This is a genomic window from Marinobacterium litorale DSM 23545, from assembly GCF_000428985.1.
Classification (GTDB): Bacteria; Pseudomonadota; Gammaproteobacteria; order Pseudomonadales; family Balneatricaceae; genus Marinobacterium_D; species Marinobacterium_D litorale.
Genome location: NZ_AUAZ01000010.1, coordinates 109,812 through 133,777, shown reverse-complemented (window position 1 = coordinate 133,777; position 23,966 = coordinate 109,812). Strand labels below are relative to the sequence as shown.

Sequence of the window (23,966 nt, the reverse complement as noted above, 5' to 3'; positions counted from 1 at the left end):
ACAAACTGATGGGTTTCAGGCTCAATTCCGCGCCATTATACAGCCTCCCTGATGTTACACGGAAAACCGCTTGATCGTTCGCTGGCAAAAAAACAATGATTACCGAATCGTCCGCATTTATCGCGACCTGGTCGGAGACTGGGTTGTGGAGCAGTGCTGGGGCGACGGCACACGATGCCACCAGCGACGCACACTGGTTGAGTCACGCATGGCTGCCCGCGCCATGATGCTGAAGATTAACCGGGAACATAGATCCCGAGGCTTTCGCCCCGTGACCTGGGGCGAGGAACAGCTTGAGCTTGGATTCTAGACCGTTGGCAGTACTGAATAGTAGCGCACGCAGTTGCCACCCTGTCGCTTGGCATCATCCATGGCGGCCCTTGCGCGGTTAATAAGACTGTCTGCCGCTTCCCCATCATCCGGTGAAATCGCAACACCAATACTGGCTGACACCGACTTCAATCCGGCGACACTGGATGACAGCTCCGCCATCGCCGCAACCAGTTTATCGCACACCCGGTGAACCGCCGAATGATCTTCCACCTGCTCCAGTACCAACAGGAAGCCATCATCACCGGTCCGGGCTAACGTATCCCCCTGACGCAGGCGTGGTCTGAGGGTATCAGCGATCGCCTTGATTGCGCGATTTGCCGCCAGCTCACCCTGACGCTCCTGATACTCACGAAACCCGTCCAGCTCGAGATAGAGAATCGCCACAAATGATTGCTGACGTGCTGACTGATGGACCGAGTGCTCCAGTCGCGCCCTGACCAACGCCGCGGAGGGCAGGCCCGTTAGCGGATCGGTATCAAACCGGGGCACCTGATCAACCGAAGGTACACACTGAAGATGAACCAAAACGCCGGAGCCGCCTGCGTCCTTGATTGAATAAAGCGCAACGGGGAGACACGCCTGATCGCCGGGGAGCTGCTCCCGCTTCAATGACTGGAAGCAGGGCTCACGTCGGGTCTCAGGGGATAACGACGCCAAACTCCGTACCCAAGCATTCTGTTGTTTCGCCAGCTCAGGGTATTGCTGACTCGCCAACCGATAGCTGTCACTGCAAGCCAGTACCTGAGCACCACCCTCGTCGAGCAGTGCCACCGCAGGCTTTAGCAACGGTATAACATCAGTGAGCTCACTCGCTCCCATGTTGATCAGCGCGGGAGGGAGCTGAAGCTCCATTTCACAACCTGTTTCCATGTTCCACTCTCTTTACACCCTGTTTTCGGTAGCCCGTCGATTGATCGCACAAACTAGCACAGCCACGGCCCGTTACCTACCGACAACCGATTATCATCAACACACAGCCAGCTTAAGCCATTTTACATGGGGTCGGCGAGTAGCATAATGCGCACGGTGCGACATTTTGTCCCTTCTCGCAATCCGGTGCGAATCACTACACTAAGGCAATGTATGAACAGTTTGGGTAGATCATTATTGGCGATCGGGGCACTGTCCCTGGCTGGAGCCGGCCTACTGTGGGGTGTTCCATACTGGCAGCTCCAGCAACAGCCGAAAGCGACTCAGCTACAGGTACCACCCTGTGATATTACAAAGGGGCGCTGTGAGCTTCGATCGGAGGCCTTCAACGGACATTTCAGTCTTGGGCCCGCCCCGCTGCAGTCACTGAAAACACTGCACGCCAGCCTCAGCATACAGGGTACAAAGCCGGACGAGGTGCTGCTTTCACTGGAAGGACGGGATATGTACATGGGGATCAATCAGACAGCGCTGACTCCGGATGCCAACAGCGAAAACTGGCGTGGCACGACTGAGCTGGCTGTTTGCACCACGGGCTCAATGATTTGGCGAGCTCACCTGACCATCCTGCTGGATGGCGTTCACTATGCGGGATGGTTTGATTTCGAGGCGAAGTGAGAATGCCACACCTGAAGACACTTAAAGTACTGCTGATTCTGACCGCTTTTCTGTTCGCAGGGATGATTGCTGCCTTCCTGCTGCGCCCCGCCCCCGGGAACACGCCCATGGGTTCACTCGGCGGTGACTTTACACTGACATCGGCACAAGGCCCGGTTTCTCTATCTGACTTCAGAGGCCAGGTCGTTGTCCTGTACATCGGGTACGCGTCCTGCCCTGATGTATGCCCCACAGCTTTGGCCATTCTCAGCCAGGCGTTACGCAGCTTACCCGAAGAGAAACGTAAACACGTCCAAGGCATCTTTATCAGTGTCGACCCGGACCGCGACACGCCCGAACACCTGGCTCGCTATGCGCATTTTTTCTCCGATCAAATTGTGGGCGTGACCGGCAGCCGCGAGGAGATCGACAAGGTCGTGCGCCAATACGGGGCTTTCTATCGGATGGTGGAGCTGGATGACTCGGCCATGGGCTATGCGGTAGACCACTCATCCAGACTCTACCTGATCGGGCCCGAAGGCCACCTGGCAGGCACCTTGATGCATAACAGCACGCCCGCCGAACTGATTCGGCAACTGAATAACCTGTTACCCTGACGGAGAAACTGATGAAACAACTTCCCCTCCTGCTCGCCGCCCTGCTTTCCAGTACTGCTGTATTAGCCGCCGACGTCACCATTAAGGAGCCGTACGCACGTGCCGTCCCTCCGGGCCAGCCGAACAGTGCCATATTTCTGGAAATTGAAAATCGTGGTAACGCCATCCAACTGGTCGGCGCGGAATCCAGCGCGGCACAGGTGGTCGAGCTACACACACATACTCAGGAAAATGGCGTGATGCGGATGCGCCGTATCGATGCTATCGAGCTCCCCGCCAACACACAGGTTACGCTGCAACCCGGCGGTCTTCACATTATGCTGATCGGTTTGCAGCAAGGCTTAAGCGAGGGTGAAGAGATCGATCTGAAACTGCAATTTTCCGACGGTGACAGTGCCGAGCTCACCCTGCCGATACGTTCCGTTATGGCGGGCATGAAGATGCAGCAGAAACACGCCCAATAACAGGCACTCAGCACATTTTACAGCCACGAAGACGCGCGTCGAAGTGGCTGTAAACACTGAGGCACATCTCTTTCTCCGTACCCTCACCCAGATACTCGACATGATCTCGATCGGCATACCGCGCCGAAACCCAACCGGGATGCTCTGCCAACGGTTCTACCAGATAAGACTTGAGACCCACCTGATAAATACCGGCATAGTGGGGATAGGTCAGCACGCCCTCTTCATCAACCCGCAACCAGCCCGCCCCGGCTTCAAGCTGGCGCAGCGCCGGCACTTTGAGCGGATTATCGCTGTGCAAGGCAAGAAAAAAGTCCACCTGTCCCGGCGTATCGAATACACCCAATACAAACAGCGAGGGCTCACCGGTCAGTGCGAGTGCATAGAGGTACCAATGGACCTCTCCCGACACATCAACGGCGAGCCGGTGATAAAGAAACGCGTCTGATCGGCAGATATCGTGACTCAACAACCCGCTGCCAACGACAGGATGCTGATCCTGATTCAGATCACCGGGCAGCGCCTGCGGTTTCCAGCTCGAAGCTTTGATCGTCAGGTTTCGCATAGACGGACTCCACGTAGGTCGACAGATCAAACTGCTTTTTATCCAGGGCGGGCTGATCGTAAAACCGCCTCAGAGCCAACGATAACTGATCAACCCGAGGCGGCAGCCCTTCCTCAAGCAGCTGATCAACTCGACGGTGTACATTGCGTTTGAACTGATCGCTGGCCCCCAGACCGGCGGACAGATTGTCAGCGCTGAAGTTAAATCGACGTCCTGCAGAGCGAGTCAGTATCCACTCATAAGCCTGGGGTTGTACTTCAACGCGCTCAAACTCGGCCTGCTCCTGTTCCGTGCGGCCATCAGGCTTATACCAGTATCCGAAATCCACCAGGGTGCGCCTTTCAGGACCCGCAACGCACCAGTGCGCAATTTCATGTAACGCACTGGCAAAAAAGCCGTGTGCGAAGATGATTCGATGGTGCCGGTGCTCATCATCGGCCGGTCGATAGATCGGCTCATCATCACCTTCAACCAGCTCCGTATTATAGGGCCCCAAAAACAGACTATTGAAGATCGCTATCAGATCTGTGACTTCCGGATCACGCATTATTCATAGACCTTCCAGCTCCGACCACTGAGCCACCAGCTGCGCCCGCTCTGACGGTCCATCCGGACCGCCACATAGCCTTTCAAGTCTTGATCAGCCCGATGCAACTGGATGACATAGCTGGATGGTGAAGGCGTTGCCTCCTCCTCCAACCGGACCCACTGCCCACCGTCAGCCAGCCATGTTTCACCGGTATCGGTCCGGTACCGAACCAGAATCCAGCTGCCTTGAGCCGTGTAGGTTGTCGCTAACGCGTAGGCATCGGCGGGCGCTTGCGCCAGCCCAGCCGTCCCCATTTCGTTAAGCAACTGCATCAACTGATCCAGCGCCATATCCAATTGATCCGCCTGCGCCTGAGGGTCGGCATTCCCGCCACCCTCGGATGGGACATTGGCGGCCGCATTGCGCTCGGACAGATGCTGAAGGCGGGTCAGCAACATCTGCCCCATCTCGACCTGTTGCTGACTGACTCCCTTGAGCTGGATCAGCTGCTCCTGCACGAGCGTCAACCGTCCATTCAGCTGGTCGATCTGGTTGCTGAGTGCTCCCACCCCGGTCGCTTGCGGCTGAGACTGTGGCGCTTGCGGTTGTTGCTGACCACCGGCATCGCCAGGCTCCGGGTTTTCGCCGGGTATACTCCGCGTCTCGGCCTGCTGCGGTTCTGAATCAGCCGCCGCTGATGAAGCATCGGGCTGAACATTGGCCGCATTACAGCCCACCAAAAAAAGCGCCGCGGCAACCGCCATCAACAATCGCTGTTCCAAGACCACGCCTACCTCTATTCCACATCGCTGGAGAAAGGGCCAGTTTACCAGAAAGGGAGCGGGGAATGATCCGGGTTTAAGGCAGTTCAGTTATCGTCCGAAGGCTCAGCGATAACCGGCGTCTCCAACACGCGTGTACGGTTGTCCCCCAGCTGCCAGCGCAAGATGACCGGCTGTCCAAACTCCTTCGCACGAAACTGGAAGGCCAGATAAGGTCGCTGCGCAAACAGGGGGCCCAACTCCGCCTTCACCAGGGCCTCACCGTCAAATTCGATCTCCAGCTGCGCACTCTGAGCGGAATTTTCAGGCATGCCCCGCCCCATCGCCAAGACATCGAGCAACGGGGGAAGCGCACGTAAGCTCACGCGAACCCGGTCACCTTCGCGGCGTGCAAGGAAAGCAAAGTCCGGTGGTTCTGACTCGGTCTGCTCCAACCCATCAGACTCTTCAGGCAGAGCGAATGACTCGACGGGTACCCTGCTGAACGTACGTCGAGCAGCGTAGATACGCTGATCACGATGCACAAGCACCAAGACGCCATCGATCTGATCCGGTAGAAAGCGGGTCCAAAGCTCTGGAATAACGCTTGGAGCCAGCTCGAATTTTGCCAGCTGTTCAGGATCCAACGTATCCGTCATCAACGTAATCGCTTCAACACTGTCCTGAAGAACGCGAACATTTAATGGCACCGGGCCGTCGCCATCGACCTGTCCCGGCAGGCGAAGCAGAATATCTGCCGAAGCCTCGAAAGGGGCTGCTGGCACCCAGGGCGTCACTTGCAGATTACCATCGATCAACGGCAGATCAGCCCGGGCATCCGCCGCCTGCTGGCCGATCAGCAGCGCGAACAGGACTGCATAAATACGCCTGCGGCTCATATCCCTCCTTGCGGCTCACGCTCTTTGAGCTGGCTCAGTTTTCGGTAAAGCGTTCGCTCACTAACGCCCAGTTGAGCAGCGAGATCACGGTTATCACCCCGGAACCTGGCCACCACTTGGCGCAGATAGCGTGCTTCAACCTGCTCGAGTGAAAGAATCATCTGAGGATCGGCGGCAACACCCCCCTCCGCACTCATCTCGGGCCGGGCCCCGACCACCTGTTCCGGTAACTGATCAACGTCGATAACGCCGTTATCGCTGAGCAGAACCGCACGTTCAAGAATATTACGCAGCTCCCGAATATTTCCGGGGAAACTGTATCGAGCCATGACACGAATCGCGCGCCGGCTAACGGTTAGATCCTCGCCGCCGGGTAGCCGCTGTAACAACGCGTCGACCAACAACGGCAGATCTTCAATCCGCTCCTTTAGCGATGGTAAGGGGATCGGAAAAGGAGAGATACGGTAGTAAAGGTCCTGCCGGAAACGCCCTTCATCCACCATTTTTTTCAAGTTGCGGTGGGTTGCACAGACCAGCCGAACATCGGAATGCTGGGGCTCGACACTCCCCACCGCGCGAAAAACGCCGGTTTCGATCAAGCGCAATAATTTGACCTGCTGTTGAAGCGGAATCTCACCGATCTCGTCCAGAAACAGCGTGCCACCGCGGGCCACGTCGACCAGACCGCGCTTGCGATTCACAGCCCCCGTGAAAGCACCGCGCTCATGGCCAAACAGCTCGCTTTCAAACAGCGCCTCACTCAAACCCGAGCACTCGACCGTAACAAACGGCTTGCGACAACGCAGACTGCTATCATGGAGTGCCTTGGCCACCAACTCTTTGCCGGTACCGGACTCCCCCAGTAACAAGACACTGATTTCGCTGGGCGCGGCGCGATGGACCAGCTCCAGCATCTGGTTGAACGCGGGCGAACGTCCCACCATCCCCTCGCCCGCCCCGGCTGTGGCTCGCGCCTCGCGAACCCGGTGCATAATTTCCAGGAAGCAGACGATGTCGCCCTGGCTGTTGTGTACCGGTTGCATCTCCACATCCACATGTTCTTCCCCCTCCGGCGTATTGTGAAGATGGAGCAGACGTTGACGCTGCCCGCTTTCATTGCAACGCTTCAGGGGGCAGGACTCACCGGCTTGATCACAGGGAACCTGATAACCGTGGGAAACCTCGTAACAATGCCGCCGGGTGATCGGCTGATCATCACCGTAGACTTGGCGATAGGACGCGTTGGTCGCCAATATGCGGTAATCCGGCCCGATCAGCGTGGCCGGTTCAGAGATTCCTTCTAGAATCTCACCCATTTCAGTCGTTATGCGCTGCAACTCGTCGTGCATAGAAATCCAAAAAAACTGTCATTTATGACAGCCATTATCTGCCAAATGCGACACTATGTCACTGTTCTCGCGGGGCACGACTGGTCTATAAACGTACCTCAGCATGCAGAAAACGCCGTGTCATGAGACGTAGAGACGACATGTCGTTGCAACACTGTTTTCTGCCTCTAATTGGCATATTAGATGCTGTGTATGCTGATACAACCGTTTTACTTCCAATCCTTCAGGAGATGTCGATGATCACCGAATCCGTCGTTGATCTTTCCCGGCTACAGTTTGCTATCACCGCGCTGTACCACTTCCTGTTTGTTCCGCTGACGCTGGGCCTGACCTTTATGCTCGCGATCATGGAATCGGTCTATGTCATGACCGGCAAACAGATCTACAAGGACATGACCCAGTTCTGGGGCAAGCTCTTTGGTATTAACTTCGCCCTGGGCGTTACGACCGGCCTGACCATGGAGTTCGAGTTTGGCACCAACTGGGCGTATTACTCCCATTATGTCGGTGACGTATTCGGCGCACCTTTAGCCATCGAGGGGTTGATGGCATTTTTCCTGGAGTCCACGTTTGTGGGTCTGTTCTTTTTCGGCTGGGATCGCCTGTCCAAGGTAAAACACCTGATGGTGACCTGGCTGGTGGCGATCGGCTCCAACCTCTCCGCCATGTGGATTCTGGTTGCCAACGGCTGGATGCAAAACCCGGTTGGCGGCGAGTTCAGTTATGAAACCATGCGCATGGAGATGACCAGTTTTGCCGACGTCTACTTCAATCCCGTGGCCCAGGTGAAGTTTGTCCATACCGTGTCTGCCGGCTACTGCACCGCCGCCATGTTCGTGCTCAGCATCAGCGCCTGGTATATGCTCAAGGGGCGGGATCTGGCCTTTGCGCGTCGCTCCTTTGCGATCGCGTCCGCTTTTGGCCTCGCTTCGGTCCTTTCCGTCATTCTTCTCGGCGACGAATCCGGTTATGAGATTGGCGACGTCCAGAAAACCAAACTCGCAGCCATTGAAGCCGAGTGGGATACCCATGAGGCACCGGCTGCATTCACGCTGGTAGGCATACCGGATAGCGAGAACATGCAAACCGACTATGCCATTCGGGTTCCCTATGTACTGGGCCTGATTGCCACTCGCTCCATTACCGAGGAGGTTACCGGCATCAAGGACCTGATCTCTGAGCATGAAGGCCGCATACGTAACGGGATGGATGCATATGGCCTGTTACAACGCCTGCGCCAGGGCGAGGAAACCGATGAACTGAAAGCACAGTTCGATGCGGTCAAAAATGACTTGGGTTACGGCCTGCTGCTGAAGAAATACACACCGGAAGTGGTGGATGCAACCGAGGAGCAGATTCAAGCAGCGGCGCGCGACACCATACCTGCCGTGGGCCCCATGTTCTGGACTTTCCGCATCATGGTCGCCTGTGGGTTCTGGATGCTGCTGGTGTTCGGGCTCTCATTCCTGTTTACCGCACGGCGCACCGCCTTCCACAAGCCCTGGCTGCAGAGGATGGCACTGTACAGTCTGCCGGTCCCCTGGATCGCTTCCGAGATGGGCTGGTTCGTCGCCGAGTTCGGTCGCCAGCCCTGGGCGATTGGTGAGGTTCTACCGACCCATATCGCCACATCCAGCCTCACGGAAGCGGACCTGATCGGCAGTCTCATCGCCTTCGTCGGTTTCTACACGCTATTGGCGATCATCGAGATGTACCTGATGATCAAGTTTGCCCGCAAGGGCCCGAGCAGCCTGCATACCGGTCGCTACCATCATGAGGCCGAATCAGTCGGTCAAACGGTCAAGGCCTGAGAGGAGACGTTCGATGTTGTTCGATTATGAAACACTCAAGCTGATCTGGTGGGTGCTCGTCGGCGTCCTTCTGATCGGTTTTGCCGTCACCGATGGCTTCGATATGGGGGCCTGCGTACTGCTCCCGCTGCTGGGCAAAACCGATGCCGAACGCCGCGTCGTTATCAATACCGTGGGAGCCCACTGGGAAGGCAATCAGGTATGGTTCATTACCGCCGGTGGTGCCATTTTTGCGGCCTGGCCGGCCGTCTACGCCGCCGCATTCTCCGGCTTTTACTGGGCGATGCTGCTGGTTCTGTTCGCCCTGTTCTTCCGCCCGGTGGGCTTCGACTACCGTTCCAAGATCGCCGACCCGCGCTGGCGTAGCACCTGGGACTGGGGACTCTTCATCGGCGGGGCCGTGCCCGCTCTGGTGTTTGGGGTTGCCTTTGGTAACCTGCTGCTGGGCGTACCCTTCCAGCATGATGAGTTCCTGCGTCCAAGTTACGAGGGCAATCTCTTTGGGCTGCTGAATCCCTTTGGGCTGCTGACCGGCATCGTCAGTCTGGCGATGCTCGCTATGCATGGCGGTGTCTGGGTCATGCTGCGCAGTGAGGGCGCGGTTGCCGAGCGCGCTAAAAAGCTGGCGCAGCTCTGCGCACTGGTCACGCTGGCCGGTTTTGCGCTGGCCGGAATCTGGCTGAGCCTGGGTATTGATGGCTACCAGATCGTTTCGGCGCCGGCCCACGATGCGATGCCCAATCCGCTCGCCAAAGAGGTCGTTCGTGCCGAAGGTGCCTGGCTGGCAAACTACAGCGCCTACCCAGCCACCCTGCTCGCTCCGGTACTCGGTTTTATCGGGTTGATCGGAACCTTCCTGCTGGCGGGCAAAGGGAAGGCAGGATGGGCCTTTTTGACCAGCGCGCTGGCGATGGCCGGTATCATCCTGACGGCGGGCGTATCACTATTCCCATTTGTGATGCCATCCAGCCTGGCACCGAACTCCAGCCTGACGCTCTGGGATGCGTCATCCAGCCAACTGACACTCAACGTGATGACCATAGCGGCCATCGTGTTTGTGCCAATTATTCTCGGCTATACACTCTGGTGCTATCGGTCACTCTGGAGTCGCATCTCGGTGGAGTATATCCGCGCCAACGATCACTCAACCTATTAGGAGGTCATTGAGTATGTGGTACTTTGCTTGGATTCTAGGTGTATTGCTGGCCTGCGCTTTCGGCATTATCAATGCCATGTGGCTGGAAGCGGAGGATATCGACGAGGCCTGAGCGCCTCGTCGATGAGAGCCGAGAACTTACCCGTTGGCGGACAGGGTGCGAAATGCGCGATTGAAATAAAGCAGCGCATCCTGACCGTCATTAACCCGAATGTTGTCAACTTCAACATAGAACACCGAATGACTACCCACCTCGGCGATATCGGTAATCCGACCCTCCAGGTTGGCAAGGGCACCTCTTAAAAGCGGCTGTTCAAGCACCCCCTGATCCCAGGCATCAAGTTCAAAACGCTGCTCCATGGTCAGCTCGGTCATCCCGGCAAAATGGCAGGAGATCTCCTGCTGATCAGCGCTGCAGACATTGACGCAGAGACGGCCATTGCCTCGGATCACCGCATTGACCGCACTGTCCCGGTTGATGCAGACCAGCACAGTCGCCGGTGAATCGGACACCGAGCAGACAGCCGTAGCCGTTAATCCGCAGGTGCCACCTTCTCCCCGGCTGGTCACCACGTTGACCGCCCCGGCCAACTGAGCCATGGCGTTGCGATAAAGCTGTTGCTGTTCATTCGGCATGAAATACGACCTTGTGTTGGACCGGCCCGTGACCGGCGCGGGTGGAGTTTTGAATCGATTAAAGCGAGAGCAGATCGATTTTTTCCATCGTCTGCACTTTACCGCCCTCGCCACTACCCTCTTCAGGTTCGGGCTTCCAGGCGGACGTTGACTGGGGGTCGGCGATACCATGGGGGAACCCCAGCTGCAGACCTTTGAAGTCGAACAACTCAGTATCGGCCAGATGGGACGGGACCACATTGCACAACGAACGAAACATGGTTTCTATCCGTCCCGGATGGGTTTTATCCCAACCGTTAAGCATCTCCTTGATCACCTGGCGCTGCAGGTTCTCCTGAGAGCCACAGAGATTACAGGGAATAATGGGAAACTGTTTCAGCTCCGCATACTCGGCAATATCCTTTTCCCGGGCATAGGCCAGCGGTCGGATCACCATGTTCTTGCCATCGTCCGACACCAGTTTGGGCGGCATCGATTTCAGCTTGCCGCCATAGAACATATTCAGGAAGAAGGTTTCTAAAATATCGTCCCGATGGTGACCCAATGCGATTTTGTTGGCACCGATTTCGTCCGCGAAGCCGTATAGCGTACCCCGGCGCAGTCGCGAACAGAGCCCACAGGTGGTTTTGCCCTCGGGAACCACCTCTTTGACGATGGAGTAGGTATCGCGCTCGACAATATGAAACGGGACGCCGATACTCTCCAGGTACGCGGGCAGGATATGCTCGGGAAAGCCCGGCTGTTTCTGGTCCAGATTGACCGCGACCAGCTCAAAGCTCACCGGTGCGCTTTTCTGCAGGTTGAGCAGGATATCAAGCATGGCATAGGAGTCTTTCCCGCCGGAAAGACATACCATGACCTTGTCACCCTCCTCGATCATGTTAAACGCTTCTATCGCCTGCCCCACCTCCCGGCGCAGACGCTTTTGCAGCTTATTCTGTCGCGTCTTGCGCTTGCGTTCCGCTTCGATGTCGAGAGCGTCCGGTTGGGACAGGGATGGATTATGGGTCTCGCCTTGCATGCTTGTGCCGTATTTGATGAATCGGTAAAGGGGCGAAATTATAACCGATCATGGTGATCGGGTTATACCCGCCCCCCTGTCATTTCACCGATGTCATAAGATCGTTAATGCCGGCCACGATCCGATCCGACAGTTTGCACACTTCTTCATACATGGCTTCCGCTTCCTGATGCCGCCCGGCTTTTTTTGCTTCCAGAATCTGGCCGATCAGCTCATGAAGCCGCAGGTGAGGCCCCTCGATTTCGCTAAACTCCGGATGCCCTTGTCCGAAGTGCCGCTGGCCAGCCCCGTAGTACCACTGACCAAAATCGCATTGATGGCCGGATACCGCTTGCTCCCGCGGGATATCCGCCTCTCCGTCGAGGAAGGCTCGCAGCCGCATTTTCCAGGCCTGATGGGCGGCACGGGCAACTTCAAGCTCGATCCGGTTATCCCGGGTCACGCGGAATTTACGCATCATACCCATTAGTTTGGAAAGCTCACTGCCAATATACGCGGTTGAGCGCATGATATTACTCGCGCCGCTGGCAGTCTGTTCGGCACCGCTACCGATATTGGTCAGCGACAGGTTAATCGTCTCACTGACCTGGGTCTGCTCCTCCGCAGCGGAGGCTATTTGTGCGGTCATGTCGCGAATCTGATCCATCGCCTGAGCGATGCTTACCAGCGCATCGCCTGCTTCCGCGGCGCGTGTCACTGTGATCTCAGACTGCCGTGTACTATCTTCAATCACCGATACCGTGCGCCGCATACCGGCCTGAAGCGCGTCAATCATCTCATTGATTTCGGTGGTCGAGTTCTGGGTTCGCGACGCCAGTGAGCGAACCTCGTCGGCGACAACAGCAAACCCCCGCCCCTGTTCGCCGGCACGCGCCGCCTCAATCGCCGCATTCAGCGCAAGCAGATTGGTTTGTTCGGCAATGCCTCGGATAACATCCAGTATGGAGTTAATTTCCGCGGTACGGGCTTCCACCTCCCTGACCACATCGCCGGTGGAGGTCACGTCCTCCGCCAGGCGATTGATCGACTCGATCGACTGATCGACAACGGAGCGGCCGCGCTGCGTTTGCTCATCCGCGTTTTGTGTGACATCCGCTGTAGATGCCGCACTGCTGGCAACCTCCTGGGCACTGGCTGTCATCTCGTTCATGGCGGCGGCCACCTCCGTGGTTTCCCGCTGCTGACGCCGAGCCAGTTTCAACGTGCTCTCTGTAACCTCGAACAGCTCCGACCCCGCGGACGACACCGAAGCCGCGGTGACCATTAACTGTTGAACCAGAGCTTCGATCTTGCGGGTAAACGCATTAAATTCGTTGGCGATATCGGCCAGCTCGTTGCGACCACTCACCTCAAGGCGCTGGGTCAGGTCACCATCACCGGTGGAGATGTTGTTCATCGCTGCGCTCATGCGCGCCAACGGACGTGAAATACTGCGACCTATCAATAACGACAGGAGCAGCCCCAGGGCAAGGAAGATAAAACCGATTATCAACATTTCATACAGTGCAGCGTCGTACGCCGCCTCGTAGGCGCTGCGATCCATCATAATGGTCAACACACCCAGCGCATCACCGGAAAAATCCTCGATCGCGCGGGTATAGGCAGCCATGGGGGTGCCGGATAACTGCGTCTTATACTCATAGACACCGCCCTGCAAAAGCTGGTTGAACTGGTCCGGGTCCAATGAATAGATGCCACTGAGCGTCGATGCGAACACTTTGGGCCCCTGGGGGGATTTCAGTGCCAGTGCCAACTCCAACCCGGTTTCCGCTTTAACCTGCTCGAAAAACGCTTCCCCGAGCGAAAACCCGAACTCCAGCGACCCCCAGTGCTGCCCCTCGATTGAAACGGGCACAACACCGCGTATGCCGAGCCCCGCGACGCCCACTTCGATACCACCAATTGCCCGGCGACTCGCGTTAGTATCGACCACTGTCTGCCGAAAACCGGACAGGTCATCACCGAACTTCTCCGGCTTATGGACTCGCAACCAAGACGTGGCCGGGGGCCGATGAAACTGCAGCTGACGTAACCCAAACTCGTCGCTCAACCGGGTAAAAGCGCTCGATAGCTCCCTTTCCGCGGCCTGCCGGTCCTCTGTCATCAGCTGAGCCTGAACGCTCGGCATCTCTGCCACCATCGTAGCCAGAGACAGTGCCAACCGTTTTTCCGCATCGATACGATCAATGATCTTGCTGAAGTGACCCTGTAACTCGCGCTCTTCCGCGGCATGGATAATCCGGGTGATGTCGTACATTACGGCTGGCAGTACTGCAGCGCACACCAAGACCAGCAAGGAACAGAAACCGATAATGATACGGGTGCGAATTCGCAGACGATTGAACATTTAGATCCCTCTGTGACCCGTTGAACAGGCAGGCGCTCCGAACAGCCAGAGTGACTTGATCACGCCGAAAGCCCACACAATATTAGAGCCCTCTATATAAAACATTCCTGAATTAATTTCCACGCCTGTGCGCGGCGTGCACTAGGGGTCTGCCGGTGCGCGCCGGGCACTGAGCCAGCCGATTTCGATGGCCGTTGCCGAACCGATCACCGCATGATCGAGGCTCGGGGGCAATAGAGACCAACCCGGCGTTACCTGCACCCGGCCGCCCATGACTTCCGCCCGCTGCTGGGGAAACAGCGGTGATTTGACGGGATCAGCGAACCCATCGGGCCACAAGGGCTTACCGGTCCGCATATCGTACTTGTCACTGGCGCCCAATGTATGAAGCAGCTCATGAACCGCCACGAAATTATTAAAGCTCTGATGAGACGCACTGGCGTAGCCATTAACCAGCCCGATCATCCCCTTTTGCAGGCCCAGGGAATGCTGCAGACCCAGTGGATTACCCGGCGCATAGAAGCTCATAAAGATTCGCACATCCGCTTCTTCGCTGGACCAGCTATCATGCTGCCAGACCCAGAAACGCATCTTCACAGCCCACCAGAGACTTTGCAGAATGCTCGGTTCATCGGGCACCTCGGGCGGCGGCGTATCGATCGCCGGGGCCAGCGCCACCTCAACCGGTGGCGAGAGCGCCAGCCGGTATTTATGCCCTTCACGAATAAAAAAGGCTTCGATGTCGTGGAAGTCGGAAACCTGTAGCGCGGCCAGATAAGCACCGGTTTGCGGCAACTGATCGGCATTGATCGGCAAGATCCGAACCCGAACCGCCGTGTCCCAGTCAACGTTACGTGGGCTGGAAAGCAGTGCATAGAGTGCCAGTATCGCAAGCAGCACCAGCAGCAAGCTCACCCTCAACCAACCAAACAGCGACCCACGTTTCATAGCGACTCTCAGAGCAGCACAAGCCCGGAAACAACCAGATAACGACCCGCTTTGCCCACCGTGATCAACACCAGACTAAACCAGGCGGAAAAACGCAGCCATCCCGCCGCCAGGCACAGAGGGTCGCCAATGACCGGCAACCATGCCAATAACAACGCCCAGGGCCCATAGCGTTCTAAACGGCTCTGAGCGGTTCTGTGCTTTTCGGACAGTATGCGAAGCGGCCAGCGCCAGCGCAACCAGCGACCCATGCCATAGGTCAACAGACTGCCGGCCACATTACCGACCGTTGCCACACTCAGTAAAAGGTACGGATCCTGACCCCGTTTGAGCTGCCACAGCAGCAGGGCTTCGGAACCACCGGGAAGCAACGTGGAGGAGATGAAGGCACTGAAAAACAGACCCAGCAGCGGCCATTCATCAAGCCAGGCGCTCATCCGTTTGCATCCAGCCCCTGGGCGATACAGCGGATAACACCATACTCGTACGCACCGGCCAGCGCCTCATGCACCGCTTTGAGTGAACCTCCATGCCGGACGCGATGATCCAGAATCGTCTGCTCGATCTGCTGACGCTCCTGGACCGGTAGCTCCACCGCCTCATCCACGGAGAGATCCCCTTTACGGATCGCCTGTGCCAGATGGGTGTAGATCACGTTAACCGACAGTTTCTGTTGCCGCGCCACCTGCTCAACGGCCATACCAGCGCGATAAAGCATCAGTGTCTGCTCGGCCTGGGTGTCGCCATCCTGCTCCGGTGCCGCCTGATGCTCAGCGATAAGCGCAAGGAAAGGCTCGCCATACTGCGCCAGCTTACGCTCACCAACACCATTCAAACGCCTGAGCTGCATTGCAGACAGGGGCCGGTAGACCACCATCTCCATCAACGTCGCGTCATGGAAAATCACGTAAGGCGGCACATCCTGCTCGTCAGCAAGGCGCTTGCGCAACGCTTTAAGCGCATTCCAGAGCTGATGGTCTTCGGCATCAAGCTGGTTTTGCGGCACTCGATTACGTGTGCTGGCGCGGTTCTCGGTGCTGCGCGTTCGCAGATCCCGGCGTAACTCCAGGGCCTCATCCCCCCTGAGCAGGGCCCGACAACGTTCTGCCAGCTGCAACGCACCATGGGCAGCATCCACCGTCAGATAGCCCCGAGCCACAAGCTGGCGGAACACTGAGCGCCACTGATTGCGATCGAGATCCTTGCCGATTCCCCAGGTGGATAACTGTTCGTGCCCGCGTTGGCGACTCTTTTCGGAGCTCTCGCCGCGCAGGATATCGATCACGTAATTAACACCGTAGGATTGCCCGCTGCGAAACACCGCCGACAGCGCCTTGCGCGCCCCTTCAGTCCCGTCCCAAACCGGCACCGGCTCCAGACAGGTATCACAGTTGCCGCAGGGCTGATGATCCGGCTCACCAAAATAAGCCAGCAGCGCCTGTCGTCGACAGCTGGTGATTTCGCACAGGCCCAGCATCGCTTCCAGCTTCTGCCGCTCAACCTGTTTGTGAACCTCATCAGCCTGTGACCCCTCGAGCATCTGGCGCAGAAAGATAACATCCTGCAGGCCGTAGACCATCCAGGCATCGGCGGGCAGACCGTCACGCCCTGCCCGTCCCGTTTCCTGATAATAGGCCTCGATCGACTTGGGCAGGTCCAGATGCGCGACAAAGCGCACATTAGGCTTATCGATCCCCATCCCGAAGGCGATTGTTGCCACCATGATGATCGGCTCTTCGGTCAGAAACCGGTGCAGGTGGTGCTGGCGCAGCTCAGCGGAAAGCCCGGCATGGTAGGGCAAAGCGTTGAATCCGCGATCGCTGAGCCAGGCCGCTGTGTCCTCAACGCGCTTGCGGGAAAGGCAGTAAACGATTCCCACATCCTGGGCATGCTCCTCCCTGATAAACCGTAACAGCTGCTCCCTTGCCCGGTCTTTCTGTCCAATACGGTACCGGATATTGGGACGGTCAAACCCTTGCACAAAGGCCCGCGCATCGGTCAACTCCAGCCGTTCAATGATCTCCTGACGCGTTCGCGCATCGGCCGTGGCGGTTAGCGCAATACGCGGCACACCGGGAAAGCGGCTACGCAGGCAATTCAGCTGCATATACTCGGGGCGGAAATCATGGCCCCACTGGGAGACGCAATGCGCCTCATCGATGGCAAACAGCGCCAGCTGCGCGCGTTGAAACAGGGCCAAGGAGCGAGGCTGAAGCAAGCGTTCAGGGGCGATATACACCAGGTCCAGTTCCCCGTTGACCAGCGCGGCTTCCGTGGCCTGCAGCTGATCTAACGGGATCGACGAGTTCAGACAGCCCGCCCGAATCCCGAGCTGGGAGAGCGCGTTGACCTGATCCTGCATCAGGGCGATAAGCGGGGATATCACCACACCAGTCCCGGCGCGCACCAACGACGGCAGCTGATAGCAGAGCGACTTGCCGCCACCGGTGGGCATAATTACCAGGCTGTCGTGTCCATCCAGCAACGCCTCAACCACCGGCGTTTGGGAGGGGCGGAAACTCTCGTAGCCAAAAACCTCGGCCAGTATCTGCTGTGCGCGCTCAATCATGGCGCGCATTATCCGTGAAGGTGGCGGGCAAGTCATCCTTGACTGCATATTCGTTGAGCGCCGGAAACAGTTTTGTCCGTCCCTTTTAGAGAGTAGAATCAGCCGCAACGATAACCGATGGAAAGATACCCCATGACCGTGAATACGCCTGTGCTGATCACTGAAGATGAACTGGACACTCTTGAGGAGTTTCTGTTTTCACCAGCCGTTTCCGAGGAAGCTCTGGATTTGATCGGTGCTCACGGGCTACTCTGCGCCGTGAATATCTCCCCGTCGGATGTCCCGGAAAAGGAGTGGCTCACGCTACTGTTTGACGGCGAGCCCAAGTGGGAGTCATCGCAGCAGAAAGAGGAGATGCTTGGCCTGCTGCGCAAGCTGTATCACACGATCGGGAATGACCTTTACTCGGATCAGGAGATTTTACTCCCCTGCGAGTTGAGTCTTGAGACAGACGACGAAGACGAACTGCCCGAAATCACATTGTGGGCACAGGCCTTCATGGAAGGCGTATTCCTGCGCGAAGATCAGTGGTTTGCCGATGACGAAGAAACCGTCGCTGGCCTGCTGTTGCCGATCATGGTCGCCTCCGACCTGTTCGAAGACGAAGATATCATCGAGGTTCGCCGCGACCGATCCCTCTCGGAAGAGATGTGCAACCAGATTCCGGAAGTGCTGATCGATCTCTACCTGAACTACCACGCACCGGAGAAGTAAGCGGCGCACGCGGATCTCTTTATCGCACAATCGAACGTTTCACCGCTCCTGCGGAAAATGTACAGCGAGCCAAACAGTGGGCTGGTCCGGCGCGGTCCAGGCCACTCGATGGCGAGCATGGGGCGGAATCAGTACGTAATCGCCGGCCTGTAAAAACGTTTGCTCGCCATTATCAAACTCCAGCGACGCCTCTCCACTGACAACCATCACCCATTCTGCGCTCTTCTGGTCATACCACCCCTGCTCCGGCGAACTCTGTCCCCTCGAGACAATGCGCTCAACCATGACCTCACCACAACCCGCAAGCCGCTCAAATACTTCGCTGTTGCTCGCATCGGGTAACGAGTCGAGCAGATTTTGACTGGCGTACTTCATGTTCATCGTTAAACCTCGTCGACTGACCAAAGCTGCGCGGCACCTCGCACCCCGGAACTGTCACCATGACAGTTCCTTATGATCGGCGTTATCAGCTGGTCATTGAAAACATACTCCGCGACCGCGTCACGCCCCTCCCTGTAGAGGGGCTCCATATTGGACAATCCGCCCCCGAGCACAACCACATCGGGATCGAGGATATTGATTACCGTGGCCAGTGCACGACCAAAACGCTGGTGAAAGCGATCCATTGCCTGCGCCGCACAGGCCTCCCCTTGCTCCAGCCCGGTCAGAAGCTCAGGAACACTCTGCGCTTTTCCGCCCAGCCTGTGGTAGTCGGCCAGCAGTCCGGGGCCCGAGATAAAGGTCTCCACACATCCACGGCGGCCGCAGTAACAAACCGGGCCGTCAGCCTCCAGCTGATTGTGCCCCCACTCGCCGCCGATATGCTGAGCACCCTGGTGAAGCTGGCCATGCAGCACCAACCCGCCACCGACTCCGGTGCCCATGATTACACCGAAGACAACACCGTAATCCGCCCCGGCACCGTCAAGCGCCTCACTGAGCGCGAAGCAGTTGGCATCGTTAGCAAGCCGGACAGGTCGCTGCAACCGGGCCTCCAGGGCTCCCAGCAGGTCCCGGCCATTCAGGCAGGTGGTATTGCAGTTTTTCATCGTCCCGGTCAGCGTCGAGATAGCACCGGGGGTGCCCACACCCACCGGCAGCTGACAACCGGCCTGATCGTCCAGGCTTTTAACCAGGGTGGCAATGCACTCAACCACCGCCTCAAAACCAAGATGTCCGGGTGTGGAAACCCGTTGCCGATAGCGCTCCAGGCCCTGTTCATCCAGAACAACGCCTTCCGTTTTGGTGCCGCCCAAATCGATCCCAATGCGGAGTTTTTCCAACGGGGTTCCCTCTGTCTTGCGGTTTCACGAACAAGCGAACAAATCTTTCTATACTGACAGGGAAAGTACAAGGAGATAGGGATGACCGAGCGCACCTGTATTCTGGCCCTGGATCAGGGAACCACCAGCAGCCGAGCGATTCTTTTCGATCAACTTGCAGTGCCCTTGGCCAGTGCCCAGCAGGAGTTTCCTCAGCACTACCCGCGACAGGGCTGGGTTGAGCACGACCCGGACGACATCTGGCACAGCGCTCTGAGCGTTGTACGCCGCATGCTCGATTGGGCACGCGAGAACAACTACCGGGTTCTGAGCATAGGCATCACCAACCAGCGGGAAACGACCCTGATTTGGGAGCGAGACACCGGTAAGTCGATTCACAACGCCATTGTCTGGCAAGACCGACGCACAGCGCCCGAATGCTCGCGCCTGAGAACCGAGGGGCTGGAACCCGAGATACGCAGCCGCTCCGGGTTACTGCTCGACCCCTACTTCTCCGCCACCAAAGCGGCCTGGATTCTGAATCAGGTGGAAGGAGCCCGCGCTCGGGCCGAACAGGGCGAGCTGCTGTTCGGAACGGTTGACAGCTTCCTGATCTGGAAGCTCACTGGCGGCAAGCAACACCTTACCGACGCAACCAATGCCAGCCGTACCAACCTGTACAATATTCGCGCGGGCGAATGGGATGAAACTCTGCTGGACGCCTTCCGGATACCGGCTACGACGTTACCCCGTGTCATGAATTGCGCCGACCACTTTGGCGATACAGACCCCTCCATACTTGGCCAGCGGATTCCGATTCTCGGCGTTGCGGGTGATCAACAGGCCGCCAGCATCGGCCAATGCTGCTTTTCCCCCGGCGATATAAAAAGCACTTACGGCACCGGCTGTTTTGTCCTGCTTAATACCGGCTCGGCACCGGTGGACTCATCCCAGCGGCTTCTCACGACTGTCGCCTCGCAGCTGGATGGACATGTCAGCTATGCCCTGGAAGGCTCAATCTTCGTCGCCGGAGCAGCCGTACAATGGCTGCGTGACTCACTGGGTATTATTCAACAGGCCAGAGAAACCGAAACCCTTGCCCGCTCCTTGAACTCAAACAACGGTGTTTATCTGGTACCCGCGTTTACCGGGCTTGGCGTCCCATACTGGGAGCCTGACGCCAGAGGCGCACTTTTCGGGCTGACCCGTGCCAGTGGGCGCGCGGAGATAGCCCGTGCCACCCTTGAATCCGTGGCCTATCAAACCGCCGATCTGTTCGCCGCGATGTCGGCCGATGGCATCAGCCCCAAAACGCTGCGAGTTGACGGTGGTATGGTGGCCAATAGCTGGCTGCTGCAGTTTCTGGCCGATGTGCTCGATACCCAAGTACTTAAACCCCGGGTAGAGGAGACAACGGCACTGGGCGCTGCCTATCTGGCGGGTCGCCAGGCCGGGTTCTACGGCGATCAGCGGGAGTTTACCGAACTCTGGCAATGCGAGGAGATATACCATCCAAACATGGACGCCATCCATAGAACAAAACTACTGGCCGGTTGGCACGATGCTGTCTCAAGGGTCACCCGCGCCCCAGCCGCTGGAGCCTGACTATTGACTCTACGTGCACGCCATCTCGCCCGGCTGGAGTCAGAAACCTTTGATGTGGCAATCCTGGGCGGCGGCATCAACGGTGCCGTATCCGCAGCTGCGCTCTCAGCCGCCGGAGCAAGAGTCGCTCTGATCGACCGGGGCGACTTCGCCGGTGAAACCAGCTCCAACAGTTCCAATCTGGCCTGGGGCGGCATCAAGTACCTCGAGAGCGGCGAGCTTTTTTTGGTCGACAAGCTCTGCCGCAGCCGCAACCGATTGATGGATGCCTATCCTTCCAGCGTCCGTGAAATTCGCTTTCTGGCCAGCATCCCCAAGAGCTTTCGCAAACCGCCCTTCGCGGTCCACGTCGGCGCCTGGCTATATTGGTTACTCGGTCGCGGCCATACCCAAAGGCCCGAACGCCTGTCATTGAGAGACCTGCAAGACCGGGAGCCCATTTTAGATCTGACCAATGTTCAAGCCGGCATCGAATATTCTGATTGCTATCTACTGGATAACGATGCCAGGTTCACATTTAACTTTATCCGTCGGGCCATGGATCAGGGCTGCGTGGCTGTTAACTATATGGCTGCACACACAATCCAACGCGCCCCCGATGGCAACTGGCAGCTAACCGCCGAGAATCAGCAAAACGGAGCCCGCATCAGACTGACAAGCCGCTCGGTGATCAATGCCACAGGCCCCTGGGTGGATCAACTCAACCGGCAGGCCGGGCGGCAGACCCGGAACCGGCACCTGTTCTCCAAAGGCATTCACCTGATTGTTGATCGGCTGACGCCAAATCCGCGCATACTTACTTTTTTTGCCGATGACGGGCGACTGTTCTTTGTCATCCCTATGGGCCCGAAAACCTGTATCGGCACCACCGATACCCCGGTAGAGCACCCTGAAGTGGCGGTAACCGATACTGACCGGGAATTCGTATTAAGCAATATCAACGCGCGCCTGAACCTGAAGCGCCCGCTAACGGTGGACGACATCATCGCCGAACGCTGTGGTGTACGCCCACTGGCCAGCGGTAACTCGCACGATAAACAGCCGGAGTGGACCCGACTCTCCAGAAAACACTGCATTGAGACCGACCCCGACGCGCCCTGGCTCAGTATTTTTGGCGGCAAGCTCACGGACTGCCTGAATGTGGGTGAAGAGGTGTGTGACGCCATTGAAGCCCTTGGCATTACATTGCGCCGCAGGGGGACACGCTGGTACGGGGAAGGCGAGATCAGTCAGCGCAGGGCTTTCATGGAGCAGGCCCGGGTGATGGCGCTGGACGAACGAACGCCGCCCTCCTCCAGCGAGCCTCTATCTTCAAGGCTCTGGCGTCGTTACGGATATCGGGCATTCGAGGTGCTGGAGGGGATTCGAACCCACCCCGATTGGGGTGAGTTGCTGATCGAAAACTCGGAGTACCTGCGGGGCGAGCTGATGCTGGCTGCGGAGCATGAAATGATCACCCGGTTGGATGATTTTCTGCGCCGCCGATCAAAGATCGCTCAGGTGGTATCCCGCACCGCCCTCCAGGCCGACCCAGGGCTACAGGAAGCCTGTCGCATTCTGTTCGGCGACAACGCCGAACAGAAGTTCTGCGAATACTTTCAATCCGATGCCGCTCGCTGAACGGCTCCGCGCTTGAGTGGCGCTCCATACCCTACCCTTTGGGGCCAAACAGAAACCATAAAATCAGACCCAATAACGGCAAAAGCAAAATAGCGACAACCCACACAACCTTAGCTGTTGTGCTGGCGTGGCTTTGAATAGTCTTGACGATCGCCATCACATCAAGCACCAGCAGTACAAGTCCGAAAAAACCACCCACTTCAATTCCCATTATCCCCTCCGCTGTTTCAACAGTGACCGCTAAATTCCTCGGCTAACGCCTTTATCCTGAGCCATATGATGCTAGATTATTGTTAAAGGCGTAAGCGGCGCCACAATCATGGATCTGATTAATCGTAGGTGACAACCGATGCAACTGACCAGCAACAGTTTCAATAATAACTCAGTCATCCCCATTCGCTACGCGTTCGGAAAGGTGGATCCAAAAACCCATGTAACACTCTCTGATAACGTAAGCCCCCACCTGGCCTGGAGCGGCGCACCGCCCCAAACACGGTCTTTCGCTCTCATCTGTCATGATCCCGATGTACCCAGCAAAGGCGATGATGTGAACCAGGAGGGCAAGAGCGTGTCCAAGCTCGTGCCACGCGTGGATTTCTTTCACTGGGTCTTGATCGATATTCCTGCAGACCGCCACGAAATTGCTGAAGGCACACACGCCAGCGGTGTGACTCCCAGAGGTAAGAATGGCCCCACAGCCCCGGAAGGAATGCATCATGGCATCAATGACTACACCAGCTGGTTCGCCGGTGATGCCGATATGAAAGGGGACTACTACGGTTACGATGGCCCCTGCCCGCCCTGGAACGACGAAATCATGCACCACTACGTTTTCACACTGTACGCACTGGATGTGGAGAAGGTCGATATATCGGGCCCGATTACCGGGCAGTCCGTGCGCGAGGCGATCAAAGGCCATATTCTTGACCAATGCAAGCTGACAGGGCTCTATACGCTGAACCCGCAACTTTCAGCCTAGTAAAAGGCTCTCGGGCTGGGCACCGTCTGCCGGTGCCCAGTTATTGACCCCGGTTGACGCAAAATGCACTATTACCTTTCATATTTTTACCGTTTCAAACCGCCAAGTTCCGCACCTGGTACCTCTCCCCTTTCATAATCAACACCTTCGCTCACCTGGCATAGGGTTTGCGAGCTCTTCTGAAACAGTAATAGCGGCGATAGATTGTAAAGGCATAGACGCCTAGTGTATCGCTAACAGGCAACGACGCCCCC

General features: G+C 57.3%; 26 protein-coding genes. 11 read left to right on the top strand and 15 right to left on the bottom strand.

Features of this window, described 5'->3' with window-relative positions; translation table 11 throughout:
• Positions 1–70: 70 nt before the first annotated feature.
• On the top strand, positions 71–310 hold the full coding sequence (locus G403_RS0110445; RefSeq protein WP_027853948.1) for a hypothetical protein: 240 nt from the start codon (positions 71–73) through the stop codon (positions 308–310).
• Here G403_RS0110445 and G403_RS24490 read toward each other — a convergent pair.
• A complete protein-coding gene (locus tag G403_RS24490; protein ID WP_027853947.1) occupies positions 307–1,203 on the bottom strand; it encodes a GGDEF domain-containing protein in 897 nt (298 codons plus the stop codon). The two genes, G403_RS0110445 and G403_RS24490, sit on opposite strands and share 4 nt — an antisense overlap.
• Before the next feature lie 213 nt (positions 1,204–1,416).
• On the opposite strand from G403_RS24490, the gene G403_RS0110435 reads away from it, so the two are divergent.
• The 3 genes from G403_RS0110435 to G403_RS0110425 are packed head-to-tail and all read left to right on the top strand — an operon-like array spanning position 1,417 to position 2,941.
• Positions 1,417–1,881, top strand: a complete 465-nt coding sequence (locus tag G403_RS0110435) for a hypothetical protein (RefSeq protein WP_027853946.1) — start codon at positions 1,417–1,419, stop codon at positions 1,879–1,881.
• Positions 1,882–1,883: 2 nt separating this feature from the next.
• Positions 1,884–2,477, top strand: a complete 594-nt coding sequence (locus G403_RS0110430) for an SCO family protein (protein ID WP_036233326.1) — start codon at positions 1,884–1,886, stop codon at positions 2,475–2,477.
• An 11-nt stretch (positions 2,478–2,488) separates the two neighbouring features.
• Positions 2,489–2,941, top strand: a complete 453-nt coding sequence (locus tag G403_RS0110425; RefSeq protein ID WP_027853944.1) for a copper chaperone PCu(A)C — start codon at positions 2,489–2,491, stop codon at positions 2,939–2,941.
• A gap of 7 nt (positions 2,942–2,948) precedes the next feature.
• On the opposite strand, the gene G403_RS0110420 is transcribed toward G403_RS0110425, so the two are convergent.
• The 5 genes from G403_RS0110420 to G403_RS0110400 all read right to left on the bottom strand — a co-directional run bounded on the left by G403_RS0110420 (position 2,949) and on the right by G403_RS0110400 (position 7,044).
• On the bottom strand, positions 2,949–3,506 hold the full coding sequence (locus tag G403_RS0110420; protein WP_027853943.1) for a hypothetical protein: 558 nt from the start codon (positions 3,504–3,506) through the stop codon (positions 2,949–2,951).
• The gene (locus G403_RS22940) at positions 3,451–4,053 is read right to left on the bottom strand and encodes an elongation factor P hydroxylase (protein WP_051298862.1); all 603 of its coding nucleotides are present in this window, start codon (positions 4,051–4,053) and stop codon (positions 3,451–3,453) included. Before G403_RS22940 ends, G403_RS0110420 begins: the two co-directional genes overlap by 56 nt.
• Complete coding sequence (locus tag G403_RS0110410) at positions 4,053–4,823, bottom strand: hypothetical protein (RefSeq protein WP_027853942.1); 771 nt, start codon at positions 4,821–4,823, stop codon at positions 4,053–4,055. The genes G403_RS22940 and G403_RS0110410 overlap by 1 nt, the downstream gene beginning before the upstream one ends.
• An 80-nt stretch (positions 4,824–4,903) precedes the next feature.
• Positions 4,904–5,695, bottom strand: a complete 792-nt coding sequence (locus G403_RS0110405; protein WP_027853941.1) for a hypothetical protein — start codon at positions 5,693–5,695, stop codon at positions 4,904–4,906.
• Positions 5,692–7,044, bottom strand: a complete 1,353-nt coding sequence (locus G403_RS0110400) for a sigma-54 interaction domain-containing protein (RefSeq protein ID WP_027853940.1) — start codon at positions 7,042–7,044, stop codon at positions 5,692–5,694. The genes G403_RS0110405 and G403_RS0110400 overlap by 4 nt, the downstream gene beginning before the upstream one ends.
• Before the next feature lie 236 nt (positions 7,045–7,280).
• Here G403_RS0110400 and G403_RS0110395 point away from each other — a divergent pair, with 236 nt between their 5' ends.
• The 3 genes from G403_RS0110395 to cydX are packed head-to-tail and all read left to right on the top strand — an operon-like array spanning position 7,281 to position 10,123.
• Positions 7,281–8,855, top strand: a complete 1,575-nt coding sequence (locus G403_RS0110395; RefSeq protein ID WP_027853939.1) for a cytochrome ubiquinol oxidase subunit I — start codon at positions 7,281–7,283, stop codon at positions 8,853–8,855.
• A gap of 13 nt (positions 8,856–8,868) precedes the next feature.
• Positions 8,869–10,011 (top strand): cytochrome d ubiquinol oxidase subunit II, encoded by a 1,143-nt coding sequence (cydB, locus tag G403_RS0110390; RefSeq protein ID WP_027853938.1) that lies wholly within the window; start codon positions 8,869–8,871, stop codon positions 10,009–10,011.
• A gap of 13 nt (positions 10,012–10,024) precedes the next feature.
• Positions 10,025–10,123 (top strand): cytochrome bd-I oxidase subunit CydX, encoded by a 99-nt coding sequence (gene cydX, locus G403_RS24940; protein ID WP_027853937.1) that lies wholly within the window; start codon positions 10,025–10,027, stop codon positions 10,121–10,123.
• A gap of 26 nt (positions 10,124–10,149) precedes the next feature.
• On the opposite strand, the gene hpaC is transcribed toward cydX, so the two are convergent.
• The 6 genes from hpaC to recQ all read right to left on the bottom strand — a co-directional run bounded on the left by hpaC (position 10,150) and on the right by recQ (position 17,532).
• Positions 10,150–10,647: a 4-hydroxyphenylacetate 3-monooxygenase, reductase component gene (gene hpaC / locus G403_RS0110380; protein ID WP_027853936.1), complete on the bottom strand. Its 498-nt coding sequence runs from the start codon at positions 10,645–10,647 to the stop codon at positions 10,150–10,152.
• A gap of 58 nt (positions 10,648–10,705) precedes the next feature.
• On the bottom strand, positions 10,706–11,668 hold the full coding sequence (ttcA, locus tag G403_RS0110375; protein ID WP_027853935.1) for a tRNA 2-thiocytidine(32) synthetase TtcA: 963 nt from the start codon (positions 11,666–11,668) through the stop codon (positions 10,706–10,708).
• Between the two features lie 79 nt (positions 11,669–11,747).
• Entirely contained in the window at positions 11,748–14,015 is a 2,268-nt protein-coding gene (locus tag G403_RS22935; RefSeq protein ID WP_051298860.1) for a methyl-accepting chemotaxis protein, read from the bottom strand.
• A 141-nt stretch (positions 14,016–14,156) separates the two neighbouring features.
• On the bottom strand, positions 14,157–14,963 hold the full coding sequence (locus G403_RS0110365) for a hypothetical protein (RefSeq protein WP_027853934.1): 807 nt from the start codon (positions 14,961–14,963) through the stop codon (positions 14,157–14,159).
• A gap of 8 nt (positions 14,964–14,971) precedes the next feature.
• Positions 14,972–15,400 (bottom strand): YqaA family protein, encoded by a 429-nt coding sequence (locus tag G403_RS0110360; RefSeq protein WP_027853933.1) that lies wholly within the window; start codon positions 15,398–15,400, stop codon positions 14,972–14,974.
• Positions 15,397–17,532, bottom strand: a complete 2,136-nt coding sequence (gene recQ / locus G403_RS0110355; RefSeq protein WP_027853932.1) for a DNA helicase RecQ — start codon at positions 17,530–17,532, stop codon at positions 15,397–15,399. The genes G403_RS0110360 and recQ overlap by 4 nt, the downstream gene beginning before the upstream one ends.
• A gap of 117 nt (positions 17,533–17,649) precedes the next feature.
• Between recQ and G403_RS0110350 the strand changes: the two genes are divergently transcribed.
• A complete protein-coding gene (locus G403_RS0110350; RefSeq protein WP_245578257.1) occupies positions 17,650–18,246 on the top strand; it encodes a YecA/YgfB family protein in 597 nt (198 codons plus the stop codon).
• 39 nt (positions 18,247–18,285) lie between these two features.
• Here G403_RS0110350 and G403_RS0110345 read toward each other — a convergent pair whose 3' ends face one another.
• Positions 18,286–18,627 (bottom strand): cupin domain-containing protein, encoded by a 342-nt coding sequence (locus tag G403_RS0110345; RefSeq protein ID WP_245578256.1) that lies wholly within the window; start codon positions 18,625–18,627, stop codon positions 18,286–18,288.
• A 2-nt stretch (positions 18,628–18,629) separates the two neighbouring features.
• Positions 18,630–19,529 carry an ROK family protein gene (locus G403_RS0110340; protein WP_027853929.1) on the bottom strand — a complete coding sequence of 300 codons (900 nt, stop codon included), beginning with the start codon at positions 19,527–19,529 and terminating at the stop codon, positions 18,630–18,632.
• Between the two features lie 81 nt (positions 19,530–19,610).
• Here G403_RS0110340 and glpK point away from each other — a divergent pair, with 81 nt between their 5' ends.
• Complete coding sequence (gene glpK / locus G403_RS0110335; RefSeq protein WP_027853928.1) at positions 19,611–21,113, top strand: glycerol kinase GlpK; 1,503 nt, start codon at positions 19,611–19,613, stop codon at positions 21,111–21,113.
• A gap of 3 nt (positions 21,114–21,116) precedes the next feature.
• Positions 21,117–22,733: a glycerol-3-phosphate dehydrogenase/oxidase gene (locus tag G403_RS0110330; RefSeq protein ID WP_027853927.1), complete on the top strand. Its 1,617-nt coding sequence runs from the start codon at positions 21,117–21,119 to the stop codon at positions 22,731–22,733.
• Between the two features lie 31 nt (positions 22,734–22,764).
• Here G403_RS0110330 and G403_RS0110325 read toward each other — a convergent pair whose 3' ends face one another.
• A complete protein-coding gene (locus tag G403_RS0110325; protein WP_027853926.1) occupies positions 22,765–22,944 on the bottom strand; it encodes a PLDc N-terminal domain-containing protein in 180 nt (59 codons plus the stop codon).
• Between the two features lie 138 nt (positions 22,945–23,082).
• On the opposite strand from G403_RS0110325, the gene G403_RS0110320 reads away from it, so the two are divergent.
• Positions 23,083–23,712, top strand: coding sequence for a YbhB/YbcL family Raf kinase inhibitor-like protein (locus G403_RS0110320; RefSeq protein ID WP_027853925.1), 630 nt, complete (start codon positions 23,083–23,085; stop codon positions 23,710–23,712).
• The last annotated feature ends 254 nt before the right edge of the window (positions 23,713–23,966 follow it).

What these genes read in the sequence shown, in the direction of transcription:
- G403_RS0110360 (WP_027853933.1), bottom strand. Translation starts at nt 15,400, where the DNA reads ATGAGCGCCTGGCTTGATGAATGGCCGCTGCTGGGTCTGTTTTTCAGT.
- G403_RS0110345 (WP_245578256.1), bottom strand. Translation starts at nt 18,627, where the DNA reads ATGAACATGAAGTACGCCAGTCAAAATCTGCTCGACTCGTTACCCGAT.
- cydB (WP_027853938.1), top strand. Translation starts at nt 8,869, where the DNA reads ATGTTGTTCGATTATGAAACACTCAAGCTGATCTGGTGGGTGCTCGTC.
- glpK (WP_027853928.1), top strand. Translation starts at nt 19,611, where the DNA reads ATGACCGAGCGCACCTGTATTCTGGCCCTGGATCAGGGAACCACCAGC.
- ttcA (WP_027853935.1), bottom strand. Translation starts at nt 11,668, where the DNA reads ATGCAAGGCGAGACCCATAATCCATCCCTGTCCCAACCGGACGCTCTC.
- G403_RS0110405 (WP_027853941.1), bottom strand. Translation starts at nt 5,695, where the DNA reads ATGAGCCGCAGGCGTATTTATGCAGTCCTGTTCGCGCTGCTGATCGGC.
- G403_RS0110325 (WP_027853926.1), bottom strand. Translation starts at nt 22,944, where the DNA reads ATGGGAATTGAAGTGGGTGGTTTTTTCGGACTTGTACTGCTGGTGCTT.
- G403_RS24490 (WP_027853947.1), bottom strand. Translation starts at nt 1,203, where the DNA reads ATGGAAACAGGTTGTGAAATGGAGCTTCAGCTCCCTCCCGCGCTGATC.
- G403_RS0110400 (WP_027853940.1), bottom strand. Translation starts at nt 7,044, where the DNA reads ATGCACGACGAGTTGCAGCGCATAACGACTGAAATGGGTGAGATTCTA.
- hpaC (WP_027853936.1), bottom strand. Translation starts at nt 10,647, where the DNA reads ATGCCGAATGAACAGCAACAGCTTTATCGCAACGCCATGGCTCAGTTG.
- G403_RS0110420 (WP_027853943.1), bottom strand. Translation starts at nt 3,506, where the DNA reads ATGCGAAACCTGACGATCAAAGCTTCGAGCTGGAAACCGCAGGCGCTG.
- G403_RS0110320 (WP_027853925.1), top strand. Translation starts at nt 23,083, where the DNA reads ATGCAACTGACCAGCAACAGTTTCAATAATAACTCAGTCATCCCCATT.
- recQ (WP_027853932.1), bottom strand. Translation starts at nt 17,532, where the DNA reads ATGATTGAGCGCGCACAGCAGATACTGGCCGAGGTTTTTGGCTACGAG.
- G403_RS22940 (WP_051298862.1), bottom strand. Translation starts at nt 4,053, where the DNA reads ATGCGTGATCCGGAAGTCACAGATCTGATAGCGATCTTCAATAGTCTG.
- G403_RS0110350 (WP_245578257.1), top strand. Translation starts at nt 17,650, where the DNA reads ATGGAAAGATACCCCATGACCGTGAATACGCCTGTGCTGATCACTGAA.
- G403_RS0110395 (WP_027853939.1), top strand. Translation starts at nt 7,281, where the DNA reads ATGATCACCGAATCCGTCGTTGATCTTTCCCGGCTACAGTTTGCTATC.
- G403_RS0110435 (WP_027853946.1), top strand. Translation starts at nt 1,417, where the DNA reads ATGAACAGTTTGGGTAGATCATTATTGGCGATCGGGGCACTGTCCCTG.
- cydX (WP_027853937.1), top strand. Translation starts at nt 10,025, where the DNA reads ATGTGGTACTTTGCTTGGATTCTAGGTGTATTGCTGGCCTGCGCTTTC.
- G403_RS0110425 (WP_027853944.1), top strand. Translation starts at nt 2,489, where the DNA reads ATGAAACAACTTCCCCTCCTGCTCGCCGCCCTGCTTTCCAGTACTGCT.
- G403_RS0110365 (WP_027853934.1), bottom strand. Translation starts at nt 14,963, where the DNA reads ATGAAACGTGGGTCGCTGTTTGGTTGGTTGAGGGTGAGCTTGCTGCTG.
- G403_RS22935 (WP_051298860.1), bottom strand. Translation starts at nt 14,015, where the DNA reads ATGTTCAATCGTCTGCGAATTCGCACCCGTATCATTATCGGTTTCTGT.
- G403_RS0110430 (WP_036233326.1), top strand. Translation starts at nt 1,884, where the DNA reads ATGCCACACCTGAAGACACTTAAAGTACTGCTGATTCTGACCGCTTTT.